Here is a 25,747-nt window from a genome sequence, read left to right as displayed (position 1 = left end):
CCCTAATAACCGTTGTGATTCTTCAGGATTGTTATGAATGTACTCAACTATGTTGCTCATAATCTCAGGGTAGGTACACGATTTTATCCTGTTATACCATAATTTGATTCTTTTTCGGATATGTCTAATAATATAAAATATGATTAGTTATGATTGGTTCAATAAGAAAAGGAAGTAAAAAAACGCGAATATGTAAAATAATAAAAATCAAAATAATACAAGCCACACTAGGAGCATGAGCAGATATGAACGCAAAAAAGAAAAATAAGTATATTGGTAAAAATACTATAAAGAGAAATACAGCAAACTCTGCTCCTCCCCTTGCTTGCGATTTTATTGTCTTTTCGCTAGGTATCTCTATTGTTAATTGTTTTGAATCTAGTAGTTTCATAATCCAAATAGTTAGAATTGTTAATTAAAAAAAATGCTGCAAAATGATTGTGGTTTATTAGCGACTTTCTATCTCTAATACCTCAAGATGATTTAATACATCAGAATAGCATATTTTAGTATAAAAATTATTACTTTCTTCTTCCTTTGCTCCTTAGATGTCTTTGCACGAAACTAAATCTTAGAAATCTAAACAAACAAATTCTCACTCTTAACTTATGAATAATAAATAAACATCCTGCAAATCCTTTAATCCTGTAAATCCTGATTCAGACAAAAAGAAAGACTTTATAAATATTACCTATTGACATCTAAAAAAGGATTACGTACAATAATACGTAATATCATTTTTAAATTAAATCAGCGTTTCTGGAAAACGCAGGTATCATGTCAATTGCAATTTTTAGCAATGCGTTCTCAGATGAGCTAATTACAGCCACTGAGTTGAATCGTCAACCCGGACGAATTCTAGATAAAGCTTATGAACATCCAATCACAATTACTCGCAATGACCAATCTTTTGCGCTGTTGCGTCGTGTAGATATGGCTTATCTTGTGAAAGGGGTAACACAAAGTAAAGCTGTTTTTGAGGCGTTATCGGTCGCATTTCGGTTATTATTAGGACAGAAAATAGGTTATGAGCATCCTTATGGATGGTTGAGCATATTTGATGCTGATGAATTGCAAGATTTCATTAAGGAGGTGAGTGAGGCCTTTCGCTTAACTGATACTTCTAATCAGGCTTGGGATTTGATTGATGCTATTATTCATGAATGGCATGAAAGTGCGATCGCAATCACCAGTCCTGATCTAGCAGAAGCCTTTAATGATGAAGCTGAGGAAATATCATTAACATCACCTATTAATAAAAGTGGTGGTTGAATTATTCTATGTCAGATCATGGTGCTGAAAATGAGTTAACAGATAATATTGAGCCGCCAGAAGTAAAACTGACGGCTTCTACATTGTCTAATGCAAATAGCAATTGGCTGGTAGTTGCTAAAAATAAAAAGGTTAATCGAGATTGGGAAGCATTAATACAACGTTATCCAGAAAATTGTATTCGTTGTTATGAAGATTTATGTAATGCACCAACAACTAGACAACCAAAGCGGGTTTTTCCTTTAAAGGGGAAAGGTTATCAAGGTGCTTGGGAGTATGAAGTTACAAGTGGTGATAGGGTATTTTATGTTCCTGATGAAGAGCAATTAAAGGTTGTTGTCTATTATGCGGGGAAACATCCTAAAAAAGCTCCTGTACCATAATTTATATCTCAGACAAAGGCGCAAAATCCATTAATTTATATTCTATCATCTGCGTCTATCTGTGTTCATCTGCGTTCAATAATTATTGATGTATCAAACATCCTGTAAATCCTTTAATCTTGGATATCCTGATTCAGGCAAATAATCTCTGATTAGCACAGATAATGATAAAAAATTAAAAATTGCAATAAAAATCAAAATATCATCTTCAAAAATCTTCTCATCCTGTCAATATCCCTTAATAAATTTGAGAATTGTAAAGAATTTGGACTTTTTGAGAAAATTACCATTTAATAAAAAACAGATAGCATACTAGCTTTTTAAGAGCCAATTGGCAGTTAATTTACCTAGCAGATGCTACCTAGATGAAAAATATCCTCTACCGGGGCATCTGTAAAATGGACACCACAGCAGTTCACCTCATGAGTCTCCTTGGACAATGACTCTACCTCTGTTGGTGTTGGCTATTCCTTCCATGTTGATCGGTTTGGTGGGTACTCCCTACGCTAATTATTTTGAGCAGTTTATCTACTCTCCTAATGAAACTTTAGCTGAAGTAATGGAAAAAGCTGCGGAATTTGACCCCCATGAGTTTTATGTGATGGCGGGTAGTTCTGTGGCTATTTCTGTGGTGGGTATTACTTTAGCCGTGCTGATGTATTTGGCTCGGAAAATTGACCCCAGTGCGATCGCATCTAAGATCAAATCTCTGTATGAGTTATCGTTGAATAAGTGGTATTTTGACGATATTTATCATCAGGTTTTTGTCCTTGGTTTGCGTCGTGTTGCTCGACAAGTGATGGAAGTTGATTTCCGCGTTGTTGATGGTGCGGTTAATTTGACTGGTTTCTTTACTTTGGTTAGTGGTGAGGGTCTGAAATACCTGGAAAGCGGTCGGGTTCAGTTCTATGCCTTAATTGTTTTTGGGGCTGTTCTGGGCTTGGTGATCGTTTTTGGTGTTACCTAATATTAATGGGGGTGGGTGTTCCTGCCCCTGTTTTTTTTTGCACGCAGAGACGCAGAGTAGCAGAGCTGATTTATGAGGCAGAATCAGAGGCTGAAAAAAATATTTCAACAAATGAAAGTGATTGACTTTACTAAATATTAAGAGTCTTTTTCAAAAATAGCAATGGTGCGTTATGCTGTCGCTAACGCACCCTACAAAATTACATCTTTCCTTTTGCCATCACTTGTTGCAGATGTTCACGAATTTCGTGCGCTTCGTCAATTTCTGTCTGACGCAATTTTTGAAATAGTTCTACACAAGGTTGAGAATTTGCTTCTTGTGCATCTTGAATGTAACGTTCGTAAGCTTGCACTGCTGCTGCTTTGTTATGCAGGACGGTGATAAAGTCGTATTCTAAATTACTAATTGGTTCTTGAGTTTTGGTCTGGGTAGCAGTCATTTTTTTGCTCCTTTATTTAACTATTTATTGAATTTATACAGATTATTTAAGTTATATTCATCTATCTCAAAGTGGACAAAATTATTACCCTTAGATAGAAGTATTCAGTTAATAATTGAACAAGGTTTTAAGTAACTTAACTTTAAAAAACGTAATACCCAGATCCCCGACTTCTTCAAGAAGTTGGGGATCTATCCACTGTTATATTTACTTTGACAGAGGTGGGTTTTCATCGTATTCATCGGAATACTGAAATACGAATTTGTTTTGTATTTCTCTATTCTCTTGATGCACGATAGGACAATATTTTGTGTTGGCACTCATGCAGTCCATGTGGGGTGTTTTCGCACATACTAATAATAGTCCCCCCAAAATGAGTAATAAGCTACAAATTGCTGCTGTTTGTGTGCCGGAAATATCTAACGCACCATGAACAACTACTTCCCGCAGTACGGAAACTATTGCCACCTCCACGGCTACACCTACGGAAATACTATGTTCTTGTAAGTAAACTATGAGTAGTCGAAATAATTCCACGAGAATTAACACAAATAGTATTTTGGATGTCAATTCTTTGTAGTCTAATGAATTAATGATGGCAATAATTATCCCCCACAATTGTATCAACATTACCGCAAATAAGGCTAAACATAATACCATCACTATGAGGTCTTGAAAGGCCTCCATGTTACGCACTATTGTATAGCGATCTAACCAGCGATCACAAAATAAAAATCTACTCTTGAAGCGTTTTTGCATGACTACTTCGCCCCTATGACTCCTGACTTCTGACTCCTGACTCCTGACTCCTGACTCCTGACTCCTTACCAATATTCCTATTTTTACGTAACATTAATGTTTTCTGCCTCAGCGTGGTTTGTTATTTAATTTTTGTATTTGTGTTAACAATTTATCGGCATTATTCACCCATTGAATATTACCTTGATTTTTATACAAATCTCTCGCATATTTGATTACTTTTATGGCTTCTGGATATTGTTTTAATTGGACAAATACTAATCCTGCACCATAATAAGCATCGGCATAATTTGCATTGGCTTGGGTGGATTTTCTAAATGCGTCTAATGCTTCTTTAAATTTACCTTGATTAAATAAAATTGAGCCTAAATTATAATGAGCTTCTGCATATTTAGGATTGATGGTAATGGCTGCGGAAAAGGCTGCTTTTGCTAGTTCAATTCTACCTTTTTGTAAATAACAAAGTCCTAAATGATAGGAAGGTTCTGGAGAATTTGGACTATGTATGATCGCTTGTTGAAAAGAGGCGATCGCCCCATCCCAATCTTTTTTAATTTCTCTTATCAATCCTAAGTTATAATGAGCAAAACCCAATTTTGGATCTAGTTGTAAAGCTCGTTGTAAATAATCATTTGCTAACTGTAAATTATTCCCTTCTAACAAAGCACTACCTAAATTGGCAAAGGCTAATGCAAACTGTGGATCGGCTTGGGTAGCTTGATAAAATGCGTCCGCTGCTGGTTGTAACTTTCCAGTTTGTCGCAGTGCTAACCCTAAATTATAATGCGCTGCTGCTAAAGTCGGATCTAATTTTGTTGCTTGACGAAAAGCGTTAATAGCCTCTTCTACTTTTCCCCCTTGAATAGCTTGTAAACCCCTATTTAACCAGTCTAAAGCAATTTGACGGGGATTTTGAGCTAATAGTTGACAGGTGACAGGTGACAGGTGACAGGTGACAGAAGGTGGGGAGACTTGCACTGAGCGACCTGTACTGAGCGAAGCCGAAGTAAGCCGAAGTGTGGGGAGGTGGGGAGAAGTGGAAAATACTGGTTTAATATTGATACTTAGTACCAGTAAAGTAAAAATCCCAATTACAGGATACTTTGTGCAGGAAATATTCATAAATTAGCCGAATAATATTGTCACTAAATATTGAGTATGAACCTATTTTTTAACAAATATTTTAGATTTGGTATATAAGTTAGCATAGCTTAATATTACTTAATCTTAATCTTACGATAAACTACAATTTTTTGAAACCGAGCTTAAAAGATGGATAATAAAAAAGTCAGGAGTCAGGAAACATAAATCAGAAGTCAGAAAGTTTGATTATTAAGTTTAAGATCAGCAAATAAAGATTTTTGGCATAACTGTTAAAAAGCTGAAAGCTGAATGCTAAAAGCTGACTGCTGAGAGCTAAAAAAAATTACTCCTGAAAAAACAGAATGCGGTTGAGGGAATCACCGTAAAGGAGGGTTTATGAGCGAAAAAGTAAAATCCGGTTCGCGTAATGTAGCAATTGTTGGACCCTATTCCAGTGGTAAAACCACATTATTAGAAAGTTTGTTATTTGTCACCGGAGCGATTTCTCGCAAAGGTAACATTAAAGATGGTAACACAGTCGGAGATAGTGCATACGAAGCACGCGATCGCCGTATGAGTGTGGAAGTTTCCCCAGCTTTTACAGAATACGAAAATACACGCTTCACCTTTATAGATTGTCCCGGTTCAGTAGAATTTGTTCAAGAAACATACAATTCTTTAATGGGAATTGATGCAGCAATTGTTGTTTGCGAACCCATCAAAGATCGAGTTTTAACTTTAGCCCCATTATTCAAATTTCTCGATGATTGGGAAATTCCCCACATCGTATTTGTGAATAAAATGGATCGGGCAAATATTCATGTTTTAGAAACATTAAACGCCCTCAAAGCCGTTTCTAGTCGTCCTTTAGTGCTGCATCAATTCCCCATTATGCAAGGGGAAGAACTCACAGGATTTATTGATATGGTAAGTGAAAAAGCTTATCAATATCATCCTGGTGCTGCTGCTGATCCTATCCCATTTCCAGAAGCATTAAAAGCCGAAGAACATCAAGCTAGAGCAGAAATGTTAGAAACTTTGGCTGATTTTGATGATCATTTACTGGAAGAATTATTAGAAGATATCGAACCACCCCAAGAAGAAATTCTCAAAGATTTAAAACTAGAATTAGGTGCTGATTTAGTAGTACCAGTTTTCTTTGGAATTGCGGAACAAGATTATGGTGTTAGACCTTTATTAGAAGCACTATTAAGGGAAGCACCAGCACCAGAAACAACAATGGAACGGCGTTTGGAAAAAATTAGTGATACTCCTTTAGCGCAAGTTCTCAAAACCTTTTATACTCCCCAAGGTGGCAAACTTTCCTTAGTGCGAGTCTGGCAAGGAACATTAACAGATGGTATTGTTTTAAATGGTATTCGTGCTGGTGGTCTTTACCGTTTAATGGGACAACAACAACAGCAAATTAACGAAGCTGTAGCCGGAGAAATTGTTGCTATTTCTAGGTTAGAAGGAATTAAAACCGGAGATACAATTTCTACTAGTTCCCAAATTAAACAATTACCAAAAGCAGCAGAATTAGAACCTGTTTTTGCTTTAGCAATTACTCCAGAAAAACGTAATGATGAAGTAAAACTTAGTGCTGCTATTACTAAGTTATTAGAAGAAGATCCCGCTTTAGCGTGGGAACAACATGGAGACACCCACGAAGTAATTTTGTGGGGACAAGGTGAGATACATTTGCAAGTTGCGTTAGATAGACTCAGACGCAAATATAACTTACCCATGTCTACCCATCTTCCCCAAATTCCTTACAAAGAAACTATCCGCAAACCTGTTTCTTCCGTTCATGGTAGATATAAACATCAAAGTGGTGGACATGGACAATTTGGAGATGTTTATTTAGACATTCAACCTTTAGCAAGAGGTGAAGGTTTCAATTTCAATGAAAAAATAGTTGGTGGTGTTGTTCCTAGACAATACATTCCTGGGGTAGAAATGGGAGTGAAAGAATTTCTTGCACATGGTCCATTAGGTTTTCCGATGGTTGATGTTGCGGTGACATTAACTAATGGTTCTTATCACACTGTTGATAGTTCAGAACAAGCTTTTAAACAAGCTGCACGTCTCGCAATGCAAACAGGAGTTCCCCAAGGACAACCTACTTTGTTAGAACCAATTTTAAAGATAGATGTGAATACTCCCAGTGAGTTTACTTCTAAAGTTTTACAACTTTTAAGTGGTAGACGGGGACAAATTTTGGGGTATGAAGGTAGACAAGATTGGCAAGGATGGGATAAAGTTTCTGCATACTTACCCCAAGCAGAAATGCACGATTTTATCGTAGAATTGCGATCGCTTACCTTGGGTGTTGGTTCTTTCCATTGGGAATATGATCACCTGCAAGAAGTACCGGATAAAATTGCCGAACGGGTTTTAATTAATAACGGTAAATAGTCAATTCTCGTTCCCAGTCTCTTGACTGGGAATGCTGTTAGGAAGGTTCTACCTTCCTTTTTTCTCACGCAGAGACGCAGAGACGCAGAGAGAGAGAAGGAAATATGGGTATTAATTACTCAGTGTAAAAGGATTTGTAAACTTCACACCCTCAATAGTTGCACCTGATGGGAAGTCCTCACTGTAAATTTCTTCAATTTGGTTGAGTCGTGCTGTTGCCCAAATTTGCGCGTCCCAAAAACTAAAGTGATGGGTTTCTACACCACGAATTGCTTCTAGAGAGATTAATTTTGTCATATCAACAACATGACAAATGGCTAAATAATTACGCATTCGTATCAGCGCCTCAGCAGGAGTTAAAAGGGATCTTCTAGTACGGGTTGTGGCCATAAAAAACTCCCCTATCACCTGGGTACTAATTACTGCTTTCCCAGAACGAATTAACCTGTCAACTACTGTTATTGCTTGTTCCTGTTTTGTGGTATCTAGTGGGTCGTAGATGTACACAAGAATATTTGTATCAATAAAAACCCTACCGTTCATAAAGGTCTTCCCGCTTCCAGTCCCTACCTCCAGCTTGAACAGGTCGAGTTTTGATGTGTTCAATAAATTCTCTTTCTGTTTCCCACAGTGAGATATCGGTTTGGGGTACAGTTATTTCACTCAGATGAAGGTCAATAGCTTGACGAATAATCTCAGCTTCACTGATACCTGTTTGTTGTGCGATCGCTTTTAGTAGATGTTCTTGACGTGGTTGGATATAAATTTGTTTGCGAATTTTAGTTGACACAATTGCAAAGTATATTTACTGTATACATCACATTATACATTATTTTTGAGAAAGTTGTGATGCCTTCTTTGCAAAACTTTCTACAAATGGAGATCGCTTACCTTAGGAGTTGGTTCTTTCCATTAGAAAGGTTCTACTTTCCATTTTTTTATCTCACGCAAAGACGCAAAGACGCAAAGGAAGAAGATAAGATCAGAAAAATCAAGTGTTTATTCTGGTAAATAATCTTGATTTAAAATTTCATCTGTAGTAAAAGGACAGTCTACAGGAAAAGTATCAAGTGATAAACCTGTTTCCAAGGATGCTTGTTTTCTCGCATCTTTATAACATTCGCTAAATACTTCAGAAAAATATTTTTTTAAACTTGGACTTTCAGTTAATTCTTCTTTCAATCTGCGTCTATGTTCAAAAATAGTAGATAACCAACTATTACTATGTGTATCTGGTTGATATTTATATTTGAGAAGGTGCATTAATAAAATTAATAAGTTGCTTTTTAATGCTCTTTTTTCACCTCTTCCCGTGCTTTCGATTTCTTCAATTAAATTCTCTAAATCAATTTCTGCAAAGTTACCATTTTTTAATTGTTTTGCTGTAGTTTCTATCCATAAATAAAAATCTTCATCATAAAGATTTGAACTAGCAAGGTTTGTAGGTTGAATTGCTTTCATCTGCTGGAAACCTCCGCAAATAAATTGTGAGATTTTTCGGTAGCTTATTCAGATTATAATACGATAATTCCTAATTTCTTTTCCATACCAGTCTCCTGACTGGGAATGCTATCAGGAAGTTTCTACCTTCCGTTTTTCGTTAATATTCATCATCATTATCAAAAGTCACACAAGGACTATCAACTTCTACTGCTGGAGTAAAAGAATTACAAAAAATGACAGTAGCACAATTAACCCCCAACTCATCAGGGTGAGTGCATTCCTCCTGGACAAAAAAAGCACAGTCTTTACAAATACTCTTACATGACATTGGTTGCGCTTCTTTGGAGTCTGACATAGTTAAAAACCCTGAATATCAGATAAAACCCACTACATTGGGTGTATTGTAGTGGGGAATAGCAGTAACAAACAATGTCATTTTCATCATCTGTTATTTTTGTCACTGGTTTAATTATTTTATGTAAAAATTACATCATTATCTTGCATTTATGGCAAAATACCACATTAAGAAAGTTTATTTTTCTCATCAGTTAAAATTTTATTTTCGTTTTTATATGTTGTAACCTTTAACTATACGTTATTTTGTTGGTGATTATGTTCGGGTGTTTTGCGTCAACCCAACCTACTTTTATTTTTTATAAGTTACGTAAATTTTATGTTGCTTTTTGTGTAGAAATTTTTAGCAATTTATAAGAAATATCGAGAAATTAAACAATTTTTTTGTTGTGGTGACATAAAAATTACAATCATTATTATAATAGTTGCAGTTATTTAACACACATCACCATGAGTTCAAAGACTAAGGGTTTACAGGTAAGTTACGCTAAAACTCGCTTGCTGCTTGCGTTGTGGGATTTGGGAGGAAGTCAGCAGAAGGTAGCTAAGGGTAAGTTAAGCAAGCGGGTAGTGTCTAAAGGTCAGAAGATGGCGGACTATCAAAGTATTTTAGAGGATTTGGCAGCACAGGGAGCGATCGCTGTCTCTAAAAAAGGTTCTGCTATTAGTTATTCTCTCACGTCACCAACTGGTTTAGAGGTGTTAGGTGCGGGTTTGCGTAGTAAAGAGTTTAAGTTTGAGGGAACTATTGTTGGTACTTGGGCTGCTAATGCACTGTTGCGGTGGATCAGTGATCTTGATGTTGCGGTAGGTGCGTCGGTTGCGTCAGGTGATGGGGTTAAGGGTGGGGTTATTGGTTCTTATGAGGAGTTTAAAACTGTAGCTTTAGATGTTTATGATAAGTTAAACTATGAGTATAATTTAGATGATTTAGTACAAATTTATCGTATGAGGAGAGAGATAGGGGAGCGAGTCAGTCGTACAGAATTTAATGATTGGTTATTAGAAATGCAGGCAGAGGATATTTTTCAATTAATGTCAGGAGAAATGCCAGATATTACTCCTGATAGAAGAAATGATTCTTTGACAATACCTGGCGGTGGTTTACGCTACTATGCTAAAAAGTTACAATAACTCAATTTTTTATGATCTTTGATCACTTTTAATTTATTGATTCATTAAATACCTACTCGAAAATTATGAAAAACACTGTATTTTCCTCCATTGAAGACCTAAAAACTGCCATTGAACATCATAATCCATTCATTAATGCAAGTATTGTTAAAGAACAAGATGTTTTTGGCAAAAAATTTCTGGATGTTCCTAGCTTGAATGCTCATGCTTCCAATGCTGTTTTTCAAGCAATAGATTTAGTTAAAAATAATCAACCAAAATTAACTACTATTCTAATTACTGCTCCAATCGGGACAGGTAAAACTCATATTGTTCACCGTATTAGTCATCAAATTCAAGAAAAAGACAACGCTATATTTATTTATGCAAATGGCAATAACTATACAGATTTAGATATTATTACTTACCAATTCCAACAAACTTTAGTAGATAGTCTTTGTCATATTGGTAAACAGAACGTTACAAAGTGGCAAGAAATAGCCACTGCCATGGCCAATCAAGCGTTAAAATCTATTAGACCTGATGCTAAAACTCTCAGTCCAAAAGTTTTAATAGAGAAATTCGACACCATATATATAAATTGGCTTTCTCAAAAGAAAAACCTAATGGATTTATTAGTTCAACAACTGAGAAAGTCTAATCCTACAACAGATCCCGATATTATTCGATCTATTTTGTGGACACTTTCAGAAAATTATGCTCCTTTTGCTACTAAGTGGTTAGCTGGAGATGATATCGCAAAATCTCATATAGATGCTATGGGATTACCAAATACTCTTAAAACAACAAAAGATAAAGAAGCTGAAGCACTGAAAAATATTCAGCAAATGTTAAGTTTAATTAGTTTATATAATACAGTAGTTATTTGTTTTGATGAAGGAGAAAATAAAGACTGTAGTGAAGATGGATTAACTACAGCACAAATTATTGCTGATTTAGTTAAACGTTTGCATGATAAACTGCAATTATCAGATTTAGGGAAAGGAATTGTCATTACTACAGTAATGTTTCCTGATACATGGAAACATGAAATAAAACTTGTAGCATTAGGAGGAGTACCAGATAGAATTTCAACATATACAAATAATAAACCAATAGAGTTAAAATTCCTTGATAGTAATACTATAGTGGATTTGGTTTCTATTCGGATGAGGGACTTTTATGAAAGTCAAAATCTCAATCCTGAAAATCCCCTTTATCCATTTAATGAAGATGAGTTAAGAAATTATGGTAAAAACAGACCTACACCACGAGAAGCATTAAGATGGTGTGCAGAGAAAATAAATGACCCAATTAAACCTCCATTGGAACGTTTTCAAATAGCTCTAGCAAATCAAAATAAGATAGAGTATGAGAATTATCTTGATGATAATGAACTCATTAGTAAGGCTTTGTGTTTTGGTTTTGAAACTTTAGTCGGGGAAATATTAGAGGGAGAAACAGGAAGCGGGGAAAAACTGAATAAGTTAAAAATTAATAGTATAGAAGTGGATATTAAACCTAAAGCCACAAATAGCAACTGGATAAAATTTAAAATTCTGGGAGAAGAACAAGGTAAATCATTTAGTATTGGAGTTGCTGTTTTACAACATACTCACATGATATCTGTGAATGGTGGTTTACAAAGATTGATAGACTATAAAACATTTGGTTTAACTAGAGGTTGTTTAGTTCGTTCTCAAAACAGAAAAATTCATAAAACTTGTCTGGCTTATAGCAAACTAAAAACTTTAGTAGAAAATCAAAATGGAGAACAGGTAGATTTAAAGGAGGAAGAAATTAAACCACTGATAGATTTATATTATGTTTATCAAGACTGCGAATTACATAAATTAACTGAACAACAAGTTAAAGAATTTGCAAAAGAGATCACAATTACAAATCCTTTATTACTGGAAATATTGAGTGATCCTTCCGGTGTAATTAATGCAGATAGCATTGAAGAAGATGCAGGAGATTTATTTGCTATGTTCAAAGATAAACCAGTTGATACTAAAATTTCATCTGTAGATGATCCCATAGTCAAAGAAATAGATATAGACGAGTTTTTCAGGATTCACAAATTGTAATTAGTAATTTCATAAATCATGATTGAGCAAATTCCTATTTATCGCGCTATGGTTTTACCTAGCTTAGATGTTGAAGCCTTAATACAAGGTAGAATGATTGTAGCTATACCGTCTATGTTTTTAAATATAGGTGAAAGTTTCAGTTTGTATTCTGTAGGAATATCTAGCAATAATACTGTAATTAAAACATGGGCTAGATGTGAGTTTTGTGAACGTATATATAAGAGGGAAGAATTAGATATTTTATCTCAATTAACCATCTGGAAACCAGAAAGATTTGATGAAATATTACAAAACCGTCCCCATTTTTTCCTAGCATATTTAAGAGTTTATCATTTAGATAAACCTTGGGAAATTCCAGCTATTCCCAACATTCAAGAAAAACTAGGAAAATTTGCACCCTTACCTAATAATATCTCTGTATCTGAAGCCAAACCCGTATTAAGTGATCATATATTTAACCAACGGAAACAACAACTAGAAAACCGCCAACCTCCCCTACATCCTGAACTAGAAGAATTACAAAGTTTATTATTACCCATAGCTAATAATAACCCAGTAGCACAACAATTAGAACAGGAAATTAGAGTATGTTTAGGATGGAGTAACGAACAAACGACAAATACCCTAAAATCTGATTTAGATTGGATTCAAATCATAGCATCTTTAGGAGATAGAAGTATAGAAAAAGATGAAGGTAAAAACAACTATCAAGCGGGTACAGACTTTGAAAATATCTCCCGTAAAAGCCTGGATTTTTTAGGTTTTAAATTAGAAAATGCTTATAAAGGAGGTGCGGGAGGTTTAGATTTATATTGTTCTCAACCTTATCCTTTAGTGTGCGAATGTAAAGCAGGTAAAAGCATTCCAGATCGTGCAGTAGAAGAATTAGATAGAATTGGTAAAAGACATCTGGAAGAAAATTATCTGCAAGCATTACGTTTAATTATTGGACCAGGTGAACCTACCAAACAACTGAAAGCATCTTTAATTAAATCTGCCAAAATCTCAAAAACCAGTGTTATTAAAGCTATGACATTACAAAAATTAGTGGAACTAAAAGCAAAATATCCAGGTGCAATAAACCTGATAGAATTAAAAGAATATTTAGAACCTGGTCAAATAGATGATAAAATTAACGAATATATAGAAAAAGTAGAACAAGAAATAAAATTGCGATCGCATATTATCCAAGTATTAAAAAACTACTTACAACTTTCCCAAAATGAAAGTGCAAAAGTAGAATCACTTCATGCAATATATGTCACTTCTAACCCACCACAAAACCTGGATGATCGGGAATTATATAATATTCTCATCGAACTATCATCACCATTAACAGGTTATTTAGGAAGAATTAAAGAAGATGATTGGAAAAAAGATAGTTTTTACTACCTACGCGACTTATCAATCAATTAAAATTAGACTAAACTTAGATATATATTGCTGCTGTGTAATAGAAATTTGAGGATAACTTCAAGAAGTTGATGAGGTAAAAAGATGAGTGTGGTGATTACAGATGATGTCTTGCAGACTATTCAAATGTCTGACAAGGAATTAATTCAGGAAATAGCTATCTTGCTGTTTACACAAGAACGGTTTACTTTAGGACAAGCGAGTAATTTTGTCGGTATGAATCAACTTGAGTTTCAGCGATTACTTGCTAGTCGCAACATTCCTCTTCATTATGATATTGCTGAACTGAGAGAGGATATCAAGAGTTTGGAAGCTAACAATTGGCTATGATTATTGTTAGTAATACATCTCCTATCAGTAACTTAGCTGCAATTGGTCAGTTAACTTTGTTGCAGCAACTATATGGTAATCTTTTTATTCCCCCAAAAGTCTATCAGGAAATTCTTGCTTGTGGTAGTACAGATCCAGGTACACTTGCACTGCAAACTGTCGATTGGATTCAAGTTATATCTGTTACCAACTTTGATTTAGTTGACACTCTACAAAAAATTTTAGATCCTGGAGAAGCAGAAGCGATCGCTCTTGCTGTAGAGTTAAATGCTGATAGACTAATTATTGATGAGCGAAAAGGCAGAAATGAGGCTATCAAGTCCCGATTGCAGGTTACTGGACTATTAGGTATTGTACTAGCTGCTAAACAAAAAGGGATTATTCCGCTAGTAAAACCGATATTAGATGATTTGACTGCTAATGGCTTCTGGATTCGTAAACAGTTGTGTGCAGAAATTTTATCAATTGCAGGAGAATAGCGATCGCACAAGCTCAGAAAATAAAGTTGAAGATGAGGTTATTGTTAATTTCATGATTTGACAAAACTTGACACAACTTGTTTATGCACACAAGATAGTTCTTCCTCATCAAGATTAGCATAACAGGGTTTTCGGTCCGTGTCAAGAAGATTTACTACCTCTATTGCGGAAAAATACCAAAAAAAATGATGATTGCAAAACGACGGATTTTTTTGCTTTGATAGAGACGTTCCAGACGCAGAGAGTGTAGAATAGAAAACGCTGCCTTTTAATAGATTAGATATTTTATGGCTAAAAAGAGCATGATTGAGCGCGAAAAGAAACGCGCTAAAATGGTGGAAAAATACGCTGCAAAACGGGAAGCCCTGTTAGAAGAGTTCAGATCAGCAGAATCTCCCCTAGATAAGTTAGAAATTCACCGCCAAATCCAACAACTACCCCGTAACAGCGCACCTAGCCGCCGTCAAAACCGTTGTTGGTTAACAGGTCGTCCCAGAGGAGTTTACCGTGATTTTGGACTATCTCGGAACGTTCTGCGGGAATGGGCGCACCAAGGTTTATTACCTGGGGTTGTCAAGTCTAGCTGGTAGTCATTAACCCAGGGAATAGGGAATAGGGAATAGGGAACAGGTGACAGGTGACAGGTGACAGCAAAGAGGCAGGGGAAGCAGGGAGCAGGGGGAGAAGAATATTTATCTTTTGCCTTTTGCGTTTTGCCTTTTGACTTTTGACTTGATCTTGCCCAATGCCCCATGCCCCATGCCCAAAGTCATTGTCCACAACAACGATCAATTCCCAGACTATCTAAGAGTAGATCGCTAACGGCGTTGGCGATCGCAAACTCTCCATAAAAGCTTTTAGAAAAATCAAAAGACTGCATCTCTGTAACAATAGCAATCACCAGAGATCCTAAATCATCTTCTCCTTCCATGCGTTGCCTGACAAAAATCTGCGCTGCACGTTGGGCAATTTTTTGATTAACCAGTTCGGGCAGAAATTCCGTATCTAGCCATAACAACAGTCGCTTTTGCAACCATTCGCCTTCTTGTTGAGGATTTTCCGTAGGTGGTAGGGTAATAGGTGGAATTGGCTGAGTCATATTTGTATATCTTAAATAGATGTTGTGTACCAAGGCATACCATTTTGGATTTTAGATTTTGGATTTTGGATTGTAAAAGTCTTGTTAAACAAGCTTTTAACACCAGCTTTTAACCTTTCCATATCTCAAAATCATGGTTCAAACTGGGATGAGAGAGAAAAACGCAGCAGCAGTCAAATCACAGCCAAATGCGTTCCTCTGGGGGTTTTGTTATGATGTTCATAAACTATGGAATATGATGTTGCTGCTATTATTCGAGGTTATGCTCAAGGATATTTTCTCATGGCTGATGAGCATGATCACCTGGGATGGTATGGAAGTAGGGAACATACTTTAATTCCCTTAGATGAAAGATTCCACTATCCCAAGTCATTACAACGAGTTCTCAACCAAGAAAAGTTTACAGTAGCGGTTAACCGTGACTTTATGGGTGTGGTTAATGGATGCGCTAACCGAGAAACAACTTGGATTTCTGAAGAATTAAAAAAAATCTATTGGTTACTATACCAAACTGGTTATGCTTATAGTTTTGAAACCTGGCAAGGTGATCAACTTGCAGGAGGAATTTTAGGTATTGTGATTGGAGGTGCTTTTATTGGTGAATCTATGTTTTACAAAATTCCTGAAGGTTCTAAAGTAGCGATGGTGAAGCTAGTAGAAAGGTTGCGGGAAAGGAAATTTTTATTGTTTGACGCACAAATGATGAACCCTCATTTAGCCAGATTTGGTGCTTATAACGCCAATAATAAAGAATATGAAACTTTGCTGAGACAAGCTTTGCAAACATCTTGTTCATTGGTTGGTAATTGGTAATTGGTAAATTTATTTCTGTCACCTGTCACCTGTCACCTGTCACCTGTCACCTGTCACCTGTCACCTGTCACCTGTCACCAATCACCAACCAAATAACGATAGAATGAAATTAATCAGACATTCATCATTAAGCTAAGACAATCATGCCCTCTGATATTGCTGTAGAGAAGAAAAAGTTAAAAAATCCACCTTTGAAGCTTCATTATTTAGGCGATCGCGCCCTGCGTCAACCTGCAAAGCGGGTAACAAAAATAGATGATGAACTTCGTCAACTGGTGCGGGATATGCTGCAAACTATGTACAGCGAAGATGGTATTGGTTTAGCTGCACCCCAAGTCGGAATTAATAAACAACTAATTGTCATCGACTGTGAACCTGATAAACCAGAAGCACCCCCTCTGGTATTAATCAACCCCGTTATTAAACAGGTTAGCAGTGAGCTTTGTATTGCTCAAGAGGGTTGTTTAAGTATTCCTAAAGTTTTTTTGGATGTCAAACGCCCGAAAGTTGTAGAAATTGCTTATAAAGATGAATATGGTCGTCCCAAAACCTTAAAAGCTGGTGATTTACTGGGAAGATGTATTTTACACGAGATGGATCACCTCAATGGTGTGGTTTTTGTGGATCGTGTAGATAATTCCTTGACTTTAGCACAGGAGCTATCTAAAAATGGCTTCTCGTATCAAGCTGTAAAACCAGTAGCATAGGGTGGTCTTGTTGTGTATTTAACTCCAAAAAGCGGTTTATTTTTAGGTGGGTCTTGTTTTACAGCGATCGCTGCTGTTGGTTCTGTTTTTGAACTGAGTTCTGGACAACCTGATTTTGGTGTCCAAACTACTGCAATTATTCTAGCTTTAAGCATTCCCCTGACTGTTTTATTTTTTATCGCCGCAGTCAAGGATGCACGGGCGAATATTAAATAAGCATTAGGCATCCAAAAAGGTAAAAGTTTATACTAGTCTTTTACCTTTTTTTGGTGATTGGTAATTGGTGATTGGTGATTGGTGATTGGTGATTGGTGATTAAAAGGTATTTAATTTAACATAAAAATATAGAAAAATCCGTAGGAGAGAGGATTGATTTTTTTCTAGGGGCGTGGTAGGCTATAGACTATCTTCAATATAATGGGATGTAAGCTTTTTTAAAAATTTGAGCAACACTCCATTATATTAGAATAGTACCGCGCCCCAGGGAAAAAGTCAACGACCCAAAGATAAAAAGTTGCGCGACTCTCATCAAAAATTAAAAATAAAAATTGATATATTAGTAATCATCAGTAATTGTTCAAAACAGAAAATGTAAAAATGGTATTAACATCAACTGATAGTAAATTATTAAGACTTTCGCAAGGACACCTCAACGTACTAGCAACCTGTCCGCGTAAATTCCAGCATAATTATTTAGAAAAACTGACAACACCCACAGATCCCAAACAAGAAAAACATCAGATTGCAGGTAGTCGTTTTCACCTATTAATGCAGCAGAGAGAAATAGGTTTACCAATTAATAGTTTTCTGGAAGCAGATGATAAATTGAAAACTTGGATGACAGATTTTAAAGAAACTGCAACAGAAATATTAACACCTGATATTAATAATCAAAATTACCGTGACAGTGAACATTATCGAACTTTGCAAATACAAAATTACCTACTGACAGTAGTTTATGATTTATTAATTGCAGATCAAGAAAAAGCACATATCTTTGATTGGAAAACATATCAAAAACCACAAAAAAGAAATGATTTAGCTAAGAATTGGCAAACCAAACTTTATCTGTATGTTTTAGCAGAAACTAGCACTTATTTTCTGGAAAATATATCTATGACTTACTGGTTTGTTCAGGCTAAATCCCGATCTAACAATATTCCTTTTCACTATGAAACAAAAAAACACAAACAGACAGAAAAACAACTCCATCAATTGTTAAATAAATTAACAAATTGGTTAGATGATTATGAAAAGGGTAAACCATTTCCGCAGGTAGAAGAATCTAAAACCTGTAATTTTTGTCAGTTTGCTAAACAGTGCGATCGCTTTGCTGATCGGAGGTATGACTCAAAAACTTTAGTAGCAACCGCAATTAATGATCTACCTAATTTTGATATTATTGAAGAAGTAGCACTATAACAGGAAACTCTTAACAGAGAACAGGAAATATAGCAAAAATTAACCAAATAAATCTAAATCAAATAAATCTAAAAATTAACAAAAATTATGAAAACCTTTGATGAAACCGATACAATTTATGTTCGGGAATTAGGAATTGATGACATAGCACCTGTTTACCACTTAGGTGAAGAACTATTTACCAGCGATTTATATCCTTATTTATACCGTACCTGGGATGAATGGGAAGTAATAGGACTTTATAATACAGATCCAGAATATTGCTTAGTTGCGGAAACAGAAAGTGAACTTGCAGGATTTATTTTAGGGACAATAATTAGTAAAGCATCATGGACCTATGGTTACATTTTGTGGTTAGGAGTAAATCCCAAATTTCAACGTCAGGGAGTTGCAGATAAATTAGTTGATAAAGTTGTTGCGCGAATGATTGAAGATGGGGCGAGGTTTATGTTAGTAGATACCGATCCTACAAATACCCCAGCCGTGAAATTTTTTAATAGAAAAGGTTTTGGTAACATTCGCCAACATATTTTCTTATCAATGAATTTGAGTAAACATCCATATTATGGCAGATTGATAGATTATGAACATCAAAAAGCAGAAAGGGCAGGTTATAGGCGCACACGAACTACAATTCGTTCTCGAAAATCCGAAGGTATTCCTGGAGAAATAGCGATGAATCCCTTAGTAAATGAATCATCAACAGATTTAATTATTAATGAGGAATAAAGAGAGGAGTCAGGAGAATTTTAGATTTTAGATTGGATTTATGAAATACAATCCAAAATCCAAAATATAATCATCAATCACCAGTCCCTTTTTAAAATTAATTCAATGCAGTGGATTTTATTAGAAACAGAACAAATTCCTGAGTGCTTCATCCAAGCAGTTAAACAGTACACACCTTTATCAAGTGGGATTTTTGCTGCACAATTATTATGGCAAAGAGGAATAAAAACAGAATTAGAATTAGCCAGTTTTGTGAATTTCCAAAGTTATAAAGCTGCAAGTCCTTTTGAATTTGGACAAGAGATGCAATTGGCGGTTAACCGTTTAAAAAAAGCGGCTATATCTGGTGAAAAAATAGCCATTTGGGGAGACTTTGACGCTGATGGTATTACCTCAACTGCGGTTTTATGGGATGGTTTAGGACAATTTTTTATTCAACATGAACAATTAACTTATTATATCCCTAATCGGTTAACAGAATCTCATGGTTTAAATTTAGCAGGAATTGATAATTTAGCCCAACAAGGTTATAAATTAATCGTTACTTGTGACACGGGAAGTACAAATATTGATGAAATTATTTATGCCCAAAAATTAGGAATTGATATTATTGTCACAGATCATCATACTTTACCTGCTGAACGTCCTCCGGTGACTGCAATTATTAATCCTCGTTATTTACCAAAAGAACATCCATTATTTCATCTTTCTGGAGTTGCAGTTGCGTATAAATTAGTGGAAGCATTATATGAAACTTTACCAGATGTACCCCAACATTCCCTAGAAGATTTATTAGATTTAGTAGCGGTAGGATTAATTGCTGATTTGGTGCAATTAAGTGGAGATTGCCGTTATTTAGCACAAGTAGGAATTGAAAGATTACAAGCTGATTATAAAAAACCTGTTGTTGAAAGAAGACGACCAGGGGTAGGTAGATTATTAGAATTATGCCAGAAAAGTGGCGATCGCCCTACAGATATTTCCTTTGGTTTAGGTCCGAGAATTAATGCAGTTAGTCGCATTCATGGTGATGCTAGTTTCTGCGTAGAATTATTAACAAGTCGAGATATTCAACGCTGTCAACAACTTGCAGAAGAAACAGAATTAGCGAATACCCGACGCAAATCATTACAGAAAGATGTACAAAATCAAGTATTAAAAAAACTCTCCCAATTAGATTTATCAACTACCAGTGTCATAGTTTTAGAAGACCCACAATGGGCTAATGGTGTTTTAGGTTTAGTTGCAGGTCAAATTGCCCAAGAAACAGGAAGACCGACGATTTTATTAAGCACAGAAAGCGGAGAGTATGAAGCGAATACACCCAAATTTGCACGGGGTTCTGCCAGATCAATTAATGGTGTGGATTTATATCAATTAGTTAACGAACAATCTCATTTATTACATCGTTTTGGTGGACATCCTTTTGCGGCTGGTTTAAGTTTACCTGTAGAAAATATCCCCTTATTTACAGATGCAATTAATCAAAAATTACGGCAATCTTTAGGGGGAATAAATCTCACACCCACAGTCCAAGCTGATGTGGTGGTGACAGTTGCAGATTTAGGGAAAGAATTATTTTTAGAACTGAAACTTTTAGAACCTTGTGGAATGGGAAACCCTGTACCAAAATTACTGATTAAAAATTGTTGGTTTGAAAATGCTTGGCATCGAAATCAACAAGATTTAAAAGGTAAGAAAATACAATATATTAAAACAGAGTTTGACATGAGAGATGATTCTACTAAAAATCCTTTTCCTGGTATTTGGTGGGGACATTATAAAGAAGAATTGCCTATAGGTAAATGTGATTGTATTGCAGAAATAGATTTTAATAGTTTTAAAAAACGTTATGAAATCAGATTAATTGCTGTGCGTCCTTGTGCAGATTTAGAAGTGCAAACTGAGAAATCAGCAATGATTTTAGATTGGCGAAATCAGGATGTTTCGGAATTTGATGTAGACAATTCAATATTAATTATTAAAGATTGTCCTACCAGTTGGGATGATGTTCGCGCTTGGTTGAGAAAGTCAATTTATCATCAACAAAAATTAGCTATAGCTTGGTCAAAACCAGACAATAAAACACCCCAGGAAATTTGGTTAACATTGGTAGGAATTGCTAAATATCTCAATCGGAAAAATAACCTAGTTACCCGTGTACAACTTTTAGAAAAACTGGGTATTAGTGATCCTAGTTTATATTTAGGATTTCAGGCTTTGAAATATTTAGGTTTTACTATTGAAAGTCAAGATCGTTATCTACAAATTACGTGGAATGAATTTATTAGTGATGACATAAACATGAATCATGCAATTAATCAATTTTTAGCCGCAGTGACAGAAGAACAATTTCAAAAAGAATATTTTGCCACAGTTCCTATATCTATAATTCAAGGAATGGCGTTTAATGTTTGACCATGATCACAGTAAGATATAATAAATTTAGCTACTCCTAATATTATTTGCAGTTATGGTTAACACTTCTGTAAAAACTGCCCATAATTATCCTGATTATATTCCGCCTTTGGAAAGTGGCGATCGCCTGACTCGTCCAGAATTTGAGCGCCGTTACAATGCTATGCCAAAGCTCAAAAAAGCTGAATTAATTGAAGGAGTAGTTTACGTGGCTTCCCCTCTGCGTTTTGAACCTCACGCCGAACCTCATGCTAATTTAATGGGTTGGTTATGGTCTTATAAAATAGTTACACCTGGTGTCAGACTAGGTGACAATGCAACGGTAAGACTAGATTTAGACAACGAACCCCAACCCGATGCTGTACTATTAATAGATACAGCCTGTGGTGGCAAATCTTATATAGGCGCAGATGGTTATATAGAAGGCGCACCAGAATTAATCGCAGAAGTAGCAGCCAGCAGTGCTACCAAAGATTTATATGATAAAAAAAGAGCCTACCGTCGCAATGGAATTGAAGAATATATAGTTTGGCAGGTTTTTGAAGGTACAGTCAGTTGGTTCAGTTTAAAGAATGGTGAATATATAGAACTTACAGCAGATGAACAAGGAATAATTAAAAGTCAAGTATTTCCTGGTTTATGGCTGAATGTTTCTGCATTAGTAACAGGAAATATGTCACAGGTAATGACTACTTTACAAACAGGTTTAAGTTCAGAAAAACATCAAAAGTTTGTGGAAAAATTAGCTGGAAATAGGCAATAGACATCTGGTGATATTAAAAATATGTAGGGGTTGCTGAGAAAGTCTTTTCGTGGAGGCAGGGAACAGGGAACAGTTTTAGCTATCTGTCATCCCCCCATTTTGGGATTTCTTGGTTTCAAAATGCACGGTTTTTCAGGTATACCCTTCAAAAGTCTTGCACTTTTTTCCTCTTTATCAACCTCAAACCTTTGATTTATAAAGGGTTGCGCTTTATTCAGCAAACCCTATGTAGTTTCCATATAAAATATCGACTGATATTTAAATTGATAAGCTGTTACACAGCTAAATTTTATAATCATAACATAGTTAACTCTTGTGGTGCGGGCAAGATGCCCGCAAAACTTAATACAAATTGAATGCACAACAGCTTATCAATTATTGCAATTTATTCCGGTTCTTCGCTAGTAACTACCTTGCCTCTAAACACAAAGTAGTTATAGATATTATAAAACAACATGACAGGAATTAAAAACCCAATGAAAGTGATCATAAACACCATTGCACTGGGGGAAGAAGCTGCTTGATAAATAGTAATTGTGGGTGGGATAATATAGGGAAAAGCAATAAATCCTAACCCGATAAAAGTCAACAAAAAAATTAACACTGTATAGACAAATGCAGCCACTTCTTGTTTACTATTTAAGCTTTGTTGCAATAACCAAATTAACAACACACCCAAAACAGGAATCATGGCAAAAATGTATACTTCTGGTTGATGAAATAATCTGGCTCTCGCATTTTCATAAACAATTGGGGTTGTAATTGTAATTAAAACTGCTCCAATTAAAGTTGTCCAAGCAGCTAATTTAGCTGTGCGAAAATGAGTTTCTTGTAATGCTCCCTCGGTTTTGAGAATTAGGTAAGTTGAACCAATCAATACATAACCTTGTACAAGTGTCAATGCTGTTAGTAATGATTGCCAACTTAACCAATCCCATATACCCCCAGTAAAATGTCCGGCTGCATCAACTTTGATTCCTGCTAATACACCACCCAAAGCAAATCCTTGAAATAAAGCAGCAATAAAACTGCCAATACCAAAGGCAAAATTCCAGAAACTTTTATTATCAGAATGTTCCCGAAATTCAAAAGCAACAGCCCGTAAAATTAACCCTACAACCATCACCATTAAAGGCAAATACAGGGCATTTAAAATTGTTCCATAAGCTAAAGGAAAAGCTCCAAATAATGCACCTGCCATCAAAACTAACCAGGTTTCGTTAGCATCCCACACATTACCCAAACTGGTCATTAATAAACTACGGCGTTTTTCATCAGAAGAAGTCAAAGAGAGGATACCAACGCCTAAATCAAAACCATCTAAAAGCACGTAAAGAAACAGAAATAATCCCAGAATTACAAACCAAACTTGTGGTAAAAAGTGCAGTAAAGCTTCCATGTAATTGTTCCTATTGCGGTGTTTCCAAAGGACGACTATCGGGAATATGACTCACAGATTCAGTAGCAATTACTGTTTTGATCTCACCTCCTGGTATGGGTAAATTCAAATCTGGTCCTTTGCGAATAATGCGGCTACCAAAAAACATAGCTGAGACGAACAACACACTGTAAAGAAGAGTAATAACTGTGAGTGAAAATAACACTTCACCTGGTTCTAAATGAGAAGCTGCATCAGTAGTACGAATTTGCCCATATACCGTCCAAGGTTGTCTTCCCACACAGCGAACAATCCAGCCTGATTCAATTGCCAAATAGCCCAAAGGTGCAGACAAAATCCAAGCTCGTAACAACCATTTTTGCTGAGTTATATTTTGATTACTTAGTTGACCTCTTAGCCATTGAATAATACTCCACAGCATTAATCCGACTAAGAAAAAGCCGATTCCTACCATTAAGCGGAAAGAATAATAAATGAGGGGAATCATTGGTGGACGGTTTTCTGGTTTCCATTCTTTGAGTCCCAAAACTGGTTCAGAAAGTTTAGGTTTGAGTTCTAAAATGTAACTTAACCCATTGGGAATAGAAATTTCCCAATCATTTTTTTCCGCTTTGCCATTAGGAGATGCCAATAAACTCCAATTCGCAGATTCTCCAGCGGGAATTGTTTCCCACTGTGCTTCCATTGCTGCTAGTTTGGTGGGTTGATAATGATAAACTTGATCGCCACTAGCATGACCAATGAACACTTGTAAAGGAGCGACAAAAATTGCGATCGCTAAAACTATTTTCAAAGATTTGCTAAAAAATTCTTGCTGGCGATTATTGAGAATATACCAAGCACTAATCCCCCCAATAACAAATAGAGAAGTCTCCAAAGTTGCCAAAAACATATGGAGAACACTATTCACCATGAAGGGATTTAAAATTGCTTGGAAATAGTCATCAACAATAAACTTCCCATTCACCATTTCTCCACCACTAGGAGTCTGAAACCATGAATTAGCAACTAAAATCCAAAACGTGGAAAGATTCGCCCCAAACGCCACGAGAATAGTTGCTAAATAGTGAATTACTGGAGGAACTCGATCCCAACCAAACATCATAATTCCTAAAAAAGAAGCTTCTAACATAAATGCCATTGAGCCTTCAAATCCCAAAATACTACCTAAGAAATCTCCCACCGCTTCTGATAGTGGAGCCCAGTTAGTCCCAAACTGAAAACCCATTGGTAAACCTGATGCAACTCCGATACCAAAGTTGAGTAAATACAGTTTTGACCAAAAACGAGCATGATAATAATAAGTAGGATTTTTGGTTTTTAACCATAGTCCTTCCACGACAATTAAGTAGATAGACATACCTGTAGTTAGCACAGGCCAAATCATGTGGAAAATCGCTGTAAATGCAAATTGCATCCGCGATAATGCTACAGTGTTAGATAAAATTTCCATACTCTTGAAACGAGTTACGCAAAAACGCTAAATATGTATTTAGGATATACAGTAATTTTGTGTTGATCTGGTATTACTTCCAAAAGTTTTAACCTTTGAAATATTTGACAAATCGTCATTTTATTTCTTTTACCTTTTTTGTAATCTGTCATCTATCCCAAGAAATTAACTGTCAAGATATAAGTATGTTGGCGTTGAAAATTGTCGTTGGGGTATTGTGAGCATTTAGCCGTCAGCTATCAGCCCTAATTAGACCCCACCCCTAACCCCTCACAAGGGTAGGTATTTTACATTGTCGTGAGGGCAAGACTTGGAGGACAAGGAAGGACAGTGGACAAGGGAGGAAATCCGTACAAATAATGTACAATTGGTAACAACAAGCAACGCTCAACAGACCA

27 protein-coding genes and 1 pseudogene are annotated in these 25,747 nt (G+C 35.8%); 17 read left to right on the top strand and 11 right to left on the bottom strand.

Going from position 1 to position 25,747, the window contains the following annotated elements; all coding sequences use genetic code 11:
* Window positions 1–124: 124 nt before the first annotated feature.
* Entirely contained in the window at window positions 125–391 is a 267-nt protein-coding gene (locus IQ237_RS02310; protein ID WP_194051837.1) for a hypothetical protein, read from the bottom strand.
* A gap of 386 nt (window positions 392–777) precedes the next feature.
* On the opposite strand from IQ237_RS02310, the gene IQ237_RS02305 reads away from it, so the two are divergent.
* The 3 genes and pseudogenes from IQ237_RS02305 to IQ237_RS02295 form a co-directional block, all read left to right on the top strand.
* Entirely contained in the window at window positions 778–1,272 is a 495-nt protein-coding gene (locus IQ237_RS02305) for a hypothetical protein (RefSeq protein ID WP_194051835.1), read from the top strand.
* Window positions 1,273–1,280: 8 nt separating this feature from the next.
* Complete coding sequence (locus IQ237_RS02300; RefSeq protein WP_194051833.1) at window positions 1,281–1,655, top strand: hypothetical protein; 375 nt, start codon at window positions 1,281–1,283, stop codon at window positions 1,653–1,655.
* Window positions 1,656–2,052: 397 nt separating this feature from the next.
* A pseudogene (locus IQ237_RS02295) lies at window positions 2,053–2,622 on the top strand (NAD(P)H-quinone oxidoreductase subunit F); the annotation flags it as partial.
* Between the two features lie 199 nt (window positions 2,623–2,821).
* On the opposite strand, the gene IQ237_RS02290 reads toward IQ237_RS02295, so the two are convergent.
* The 3 genes from IQ237_RS02290 to IQ237_RS02280 all read right to left on the bottom strand — a co-directional run bounded on the left by IQ237_RS02290 (window position 2,822) and on the right by IQ237_RS02280 (window position 4,942).
* Window positions 2,822–3,061, bottom strand: a complete 240-nt coding sequence (locus tag IQ237_RS02290) for a hypothetical protein (protein WP_194051830.1) — start codon at window positions 3,059–3,061, stop codon at window positions 2,822–2,824.
* Window positions 3,062–3,268: 207 nt separating this feature from the next.
* Window positions 3,269–3,820 carry a phosphate-starvation-inducible PsiE family protein gene (locus tag IQ237_RS02285; protein WP_194051828.1) on the bottom strand — a complete coding sequence of 184 codons (552 nt, stop codon included), beginning with the start codon at window positions 3,818–3,820 and terminating at the stop codon, window positions 3,269–3,271.
* 108 nt (window positions 3,821–3,928) lie between these two features.
* Window positions 3,929–4,942: a lipopolysaccharide assembly protein LapB gene (locus tag IQ237_RS02280; RefSeq protein WP_194051826.1), complete on the bottom strand. Its 1,014-nt coding sequence runs from the start codon at window positions 4,940–4,942 to the stop codon at window positions 3,929–3,931.
* 357 nt (window positions 4,943–5,299) lie between these two features.
* Between IQ237_RS02280 and IQ237_RS02275 the strand changes: the two genes are divergently transcribed.
* Window positions 5,300–7,321: an elongation factor G gene (locus IQ237_RS02275; protein WP_194051824.1), complete on the top strand. Its 2,022-nt coding sequence runs from the start codon at window positions 5,300–5,302 to the stop codon at window positions 7,319–7,321.
* Between the two features lie 111 nt (window positions 7,322–7,432).
* Here the strand turns inward: IQ237_RS02275 and IQ237_RS02270 are convergent, their stop codons facing one another.
* The 4 genes from IQ237_RS02270 to IQ237_RS02255 all read right to left on the bottom strand — a co-directional run bounded on the left by IQ237_RS02270 (window position 7,433) and on the right by IQ237_RS02255 (window position 9,119).
* Entirely contained in the window at window positions 7,433–7,864 is a 432-nt protein-coding gene (locus IQ237_RS02270) for a PIN domain-containing protein (protein WP_194051822.1), read from the bottom strand.
* On the bottom strand, window positions 7,854–8,111 hold the full coding sequence (locus tag IQ237_RS02265) for a ribbon-helix-helix domain-containing protein (RefSeq protein WP_194051820.1): 258 nt from the start codon (window positions 8,109–8,111) through the stop codon (window positions 7,854–7,856). Before IQ237_RS02265 ends, IQ237_RS02270 begins: the two co-directional genes overlap by 11 nt.
* 209 nt (window positions 8,112–8,320) lie before the next feature.
* Window positions 8,321–8,782, bottom strand: a complete 462-nt coding sequence (locus IQ237_RS02260) for a DUF29 domain-containing protein (RefSeq protein ID WP_194051818.1) — start codon at window positions 8,780–8,782, stop codon at window positions 8,321–8,323.
* A 139-nt stretch (window positions 8,783–8,921) separates the two neighbouring features.
* A complete protein-coding gene (locus tag IQ237_RS02255) occupies window positions 8,922–9,119 on the bottom strand; it encodes a hypothetical protein (protein ID WP_194051816.1) in 198 nt (65 codons plus the stop codon).
* A 449-nt stretch (window positions 9,120–9,568) separates the two neighbouring features.
* Between IQ237_RS02255 and IQ237_RS02250 the strand changes: the two genes are divergently transcribed.
* From IQ237_RS02250 to rpsN, 6 genes are all read left to right on the top strand, one after another.
* On the top strand, window positions 9,569–10,252 hold the full coding sequence (locus tag IQ237_RS02250) for a hypothetical protein (RefSeq protein WP_194051814.1): 684 nt from the start codon (window positions 9,569–9,571) through the stop codon (window positions 10,250–10,252).
* A 65-nt stretch (window positions 10,253–10,317) separates the two neighbouring features.
* A complete protein-coding gene (locus IQ237_RS02245) occupies window positions 10,318–12,321 on the top strand; it encodes an ATP-binding protein (protein WP_194051812.1) in 2,004 nt (667 codons plus the stop codon).
* 18 nt (window positions 12,322–12,339) lie between these two features.
* The gene (locus tag IQ237_RS02240) at window positions 12,340–13,740 is read left to right on the top strand and encodes a DUF1802 family protein (protein ID WP_194051810.1); all 1,401 of its coding nucleotides are present in this window, start codon (window positions 12,340–12,342) and stop codon (window positions 13,738–13,740) included.
* Window positions 13,741–13,821: 81 nt separating this feature from the next.
* Window positions 13,822–14,067: a UPF0175 family protein gene (locus tag IQ237_RS02235; protein ID WP_194051808.1), complete on the top strand. Its 246-nt coding sequence runs from the start codon at window positions 13,822–13,824 to the stop codon at window positions 14,065–14,067.
* The gene (locus IQ237_RS02230; RefSeq protein WP_194051806.1) at window positions 14,064–14,546 is read left to right on the top strand and encodes a DUF3368 domain-containing protein; all 483 of its coding nucleotides are present in this window, start codon (window positions 14,064–14,066) and stop codon (window positions 14,544–14,546) included. Before IQ237_RS02235 ends, IQ237_RS02230 begins: the two co-directional genes overlap by 4 nt.
* Window positions 14,547–14,833: 287 nt before the next feature.
* Window positions 14,834–15,136, top strand: coding sequence for a 30S ribosomal protein S14 (gene rpsN / locus IQ237_RS02225; protein WP_096570571.1), 303 nt, complete (start codon window positions 14,834–14,836; stop codon window positions 15,134–15,136).
* A gap of 179 nt (window positions 15,137–15,315) precedes the next feature.
* Here the strand turns inward: rpsN and IQ237_RS02220 are convergent, their stop codons facing one another.
* Window positions 15,316–15,645, bottom strand: a complete 330-nt coding sequence (locus IQ237_RS02220) for a hypothetical protein (protein ID WP_096570569.1) — start codon at window positions 15,643–15,645, stop codon at window positions 15,316–15,318.
* 228 nt (window positions 15,646–15,873) lie between these two features.
* On the opposite strand from IQ237_RS02220, the gene aat reads away from it, so the two are divergent.
* The 7 genes from aat (at window position 15,874) to IQ237_RS02185 (ending at window position 22,497) form a co-directional block, all read left to right on the top strand.
* Window positions 15,874–16,458, top strand: coding sequence for a leucyl/phenylalanyl-tRNA--protein transferase (gene aat, locus IQ237_RS02215; protein ID WP_194051803.1), 585 nt, complete (start codon window positions 15,874–15,876; stop codon window positions 16,456–16,458).
* Between the two features lie 143 nt (window positions 16,459–16,601).
* Window positions 16,602–17,165 (top strand): peptide deformylase, encoded by a 564-nt coding sequence (def, locus tag IQ237_RS02210; RefSeq protein WP_194051801.1) that lies wholly within the window; start codon window positions 16,602–16,604, stop codon window positions 17,163–17,165.
* Window positions 17,166–17,177: 12 nt separating this feature from the next.
* Window positions 17,178–17,381, top strand: a complete 204-nt coding sequence (locus tag IQ237_RS02205; protein WP_194051799.1) for a hypothetical protein — start codon at window positions 17,178–17,180, stop codon at window positions 17,379–17,381.
* 381 nt (window positions 17,382–17,762) lie between these two features.
* Window positions 17,763–18,587 carry a PD-(D/E)XK nuclease family protein gene (locus IQ237_RS02200; RefSeq protein ID WP_194051797.1) on the top strand — a complete coding sequence of 275 codons (825 nt, stop codon included), beginning with the start codon at window positions 17,763–17,765 and terminating at the stop codon, window positions 18,585–18,587.
* A gap of 87 nt (window positions 18,588–18,674) precedes the next feature.
* Window positions 18,675–19,316, top strand: a complete 642-nt coding sequence (locus IQ237_RS02195) for a GNAT family N-acetyltransferase (protein ID WP_194051795.1) — start codon at window positions 18,675–18,677, stop codon at window positions 19,314–19,316.
* A gap of 105 nt (window positions 19,317–19,421) precedes the next feature.
* Window positions 19,422–21,734, top strand: a complete 2,313-nt coding sequence (recJ, locus tag IQ237_RS02190) for a single-stranded-DNA-specific exonuclease RecJ (protein ID WP_194051793.1) — start codon at window positions 19,422–19,424, stop codon at window positions 21,732–21,734.
* A 55-nt stretch (window positions 21,735–21,789) separates the two neighbouring features.
* Window positions 21,790–22,497, top strand: a complete 708-nt coding sequence (locus tag IQ237_RS02185) for a Uma2 family endonuclease (RefSeq protein ID WP_194051791.1) — start codon at window positions 21,790–21,792, stop codon at window positions 22,495–22,497.
* A gap of 385 nt (window positions 22,498–22,882) precedes the next feature.
* Here the strand turns inward: IQ237_RS02185 and cydB are convergent, their stop codons facing one another.
* Entirely contained in the window at window positions 22,883–23,896 is a 1,014-nt protein-coding gene (gene cydB, locus IQ237_RS02180) for a cytochrome d ubiquinol oxidase subunit II (RefSeq protein ID WP_194051789.1), read from the bottom strand.
* A 10-nt stretch (window positions 23,897–23,906) separates the two neighbouring features.
* Window positions 23,907–25,349: a cytochrome ubiquinol oxidase subunit I gene (locus tag IQ237_RS02175; protein WP_194051787.1), complete on the bottom strand. Its 1,443-nt coding sequence runs from the start codon at window positions 25,347–25,349 to the stop codon at window positions 23,907–23,909.
* Window positions 25,350–25,747 lie beyond the last annotated feature (398 nt).

The sequence above is a fragment of the Sphaerospermopsis sp. LEGE 08334 genome (assembly GCF_015207205.1).
Taxonomy (GTDB): Bacteria; Cyanobacteriota; Cyanobacteriia; order Cyanobacteriales; family Nostocaceae; genus Sphaerospermopsis.
The sequence above is the reverse complement of the archived record's forward strand: the minus strand, read 5'-3'. Positions and strand labels throughout refer to the sequence as shown.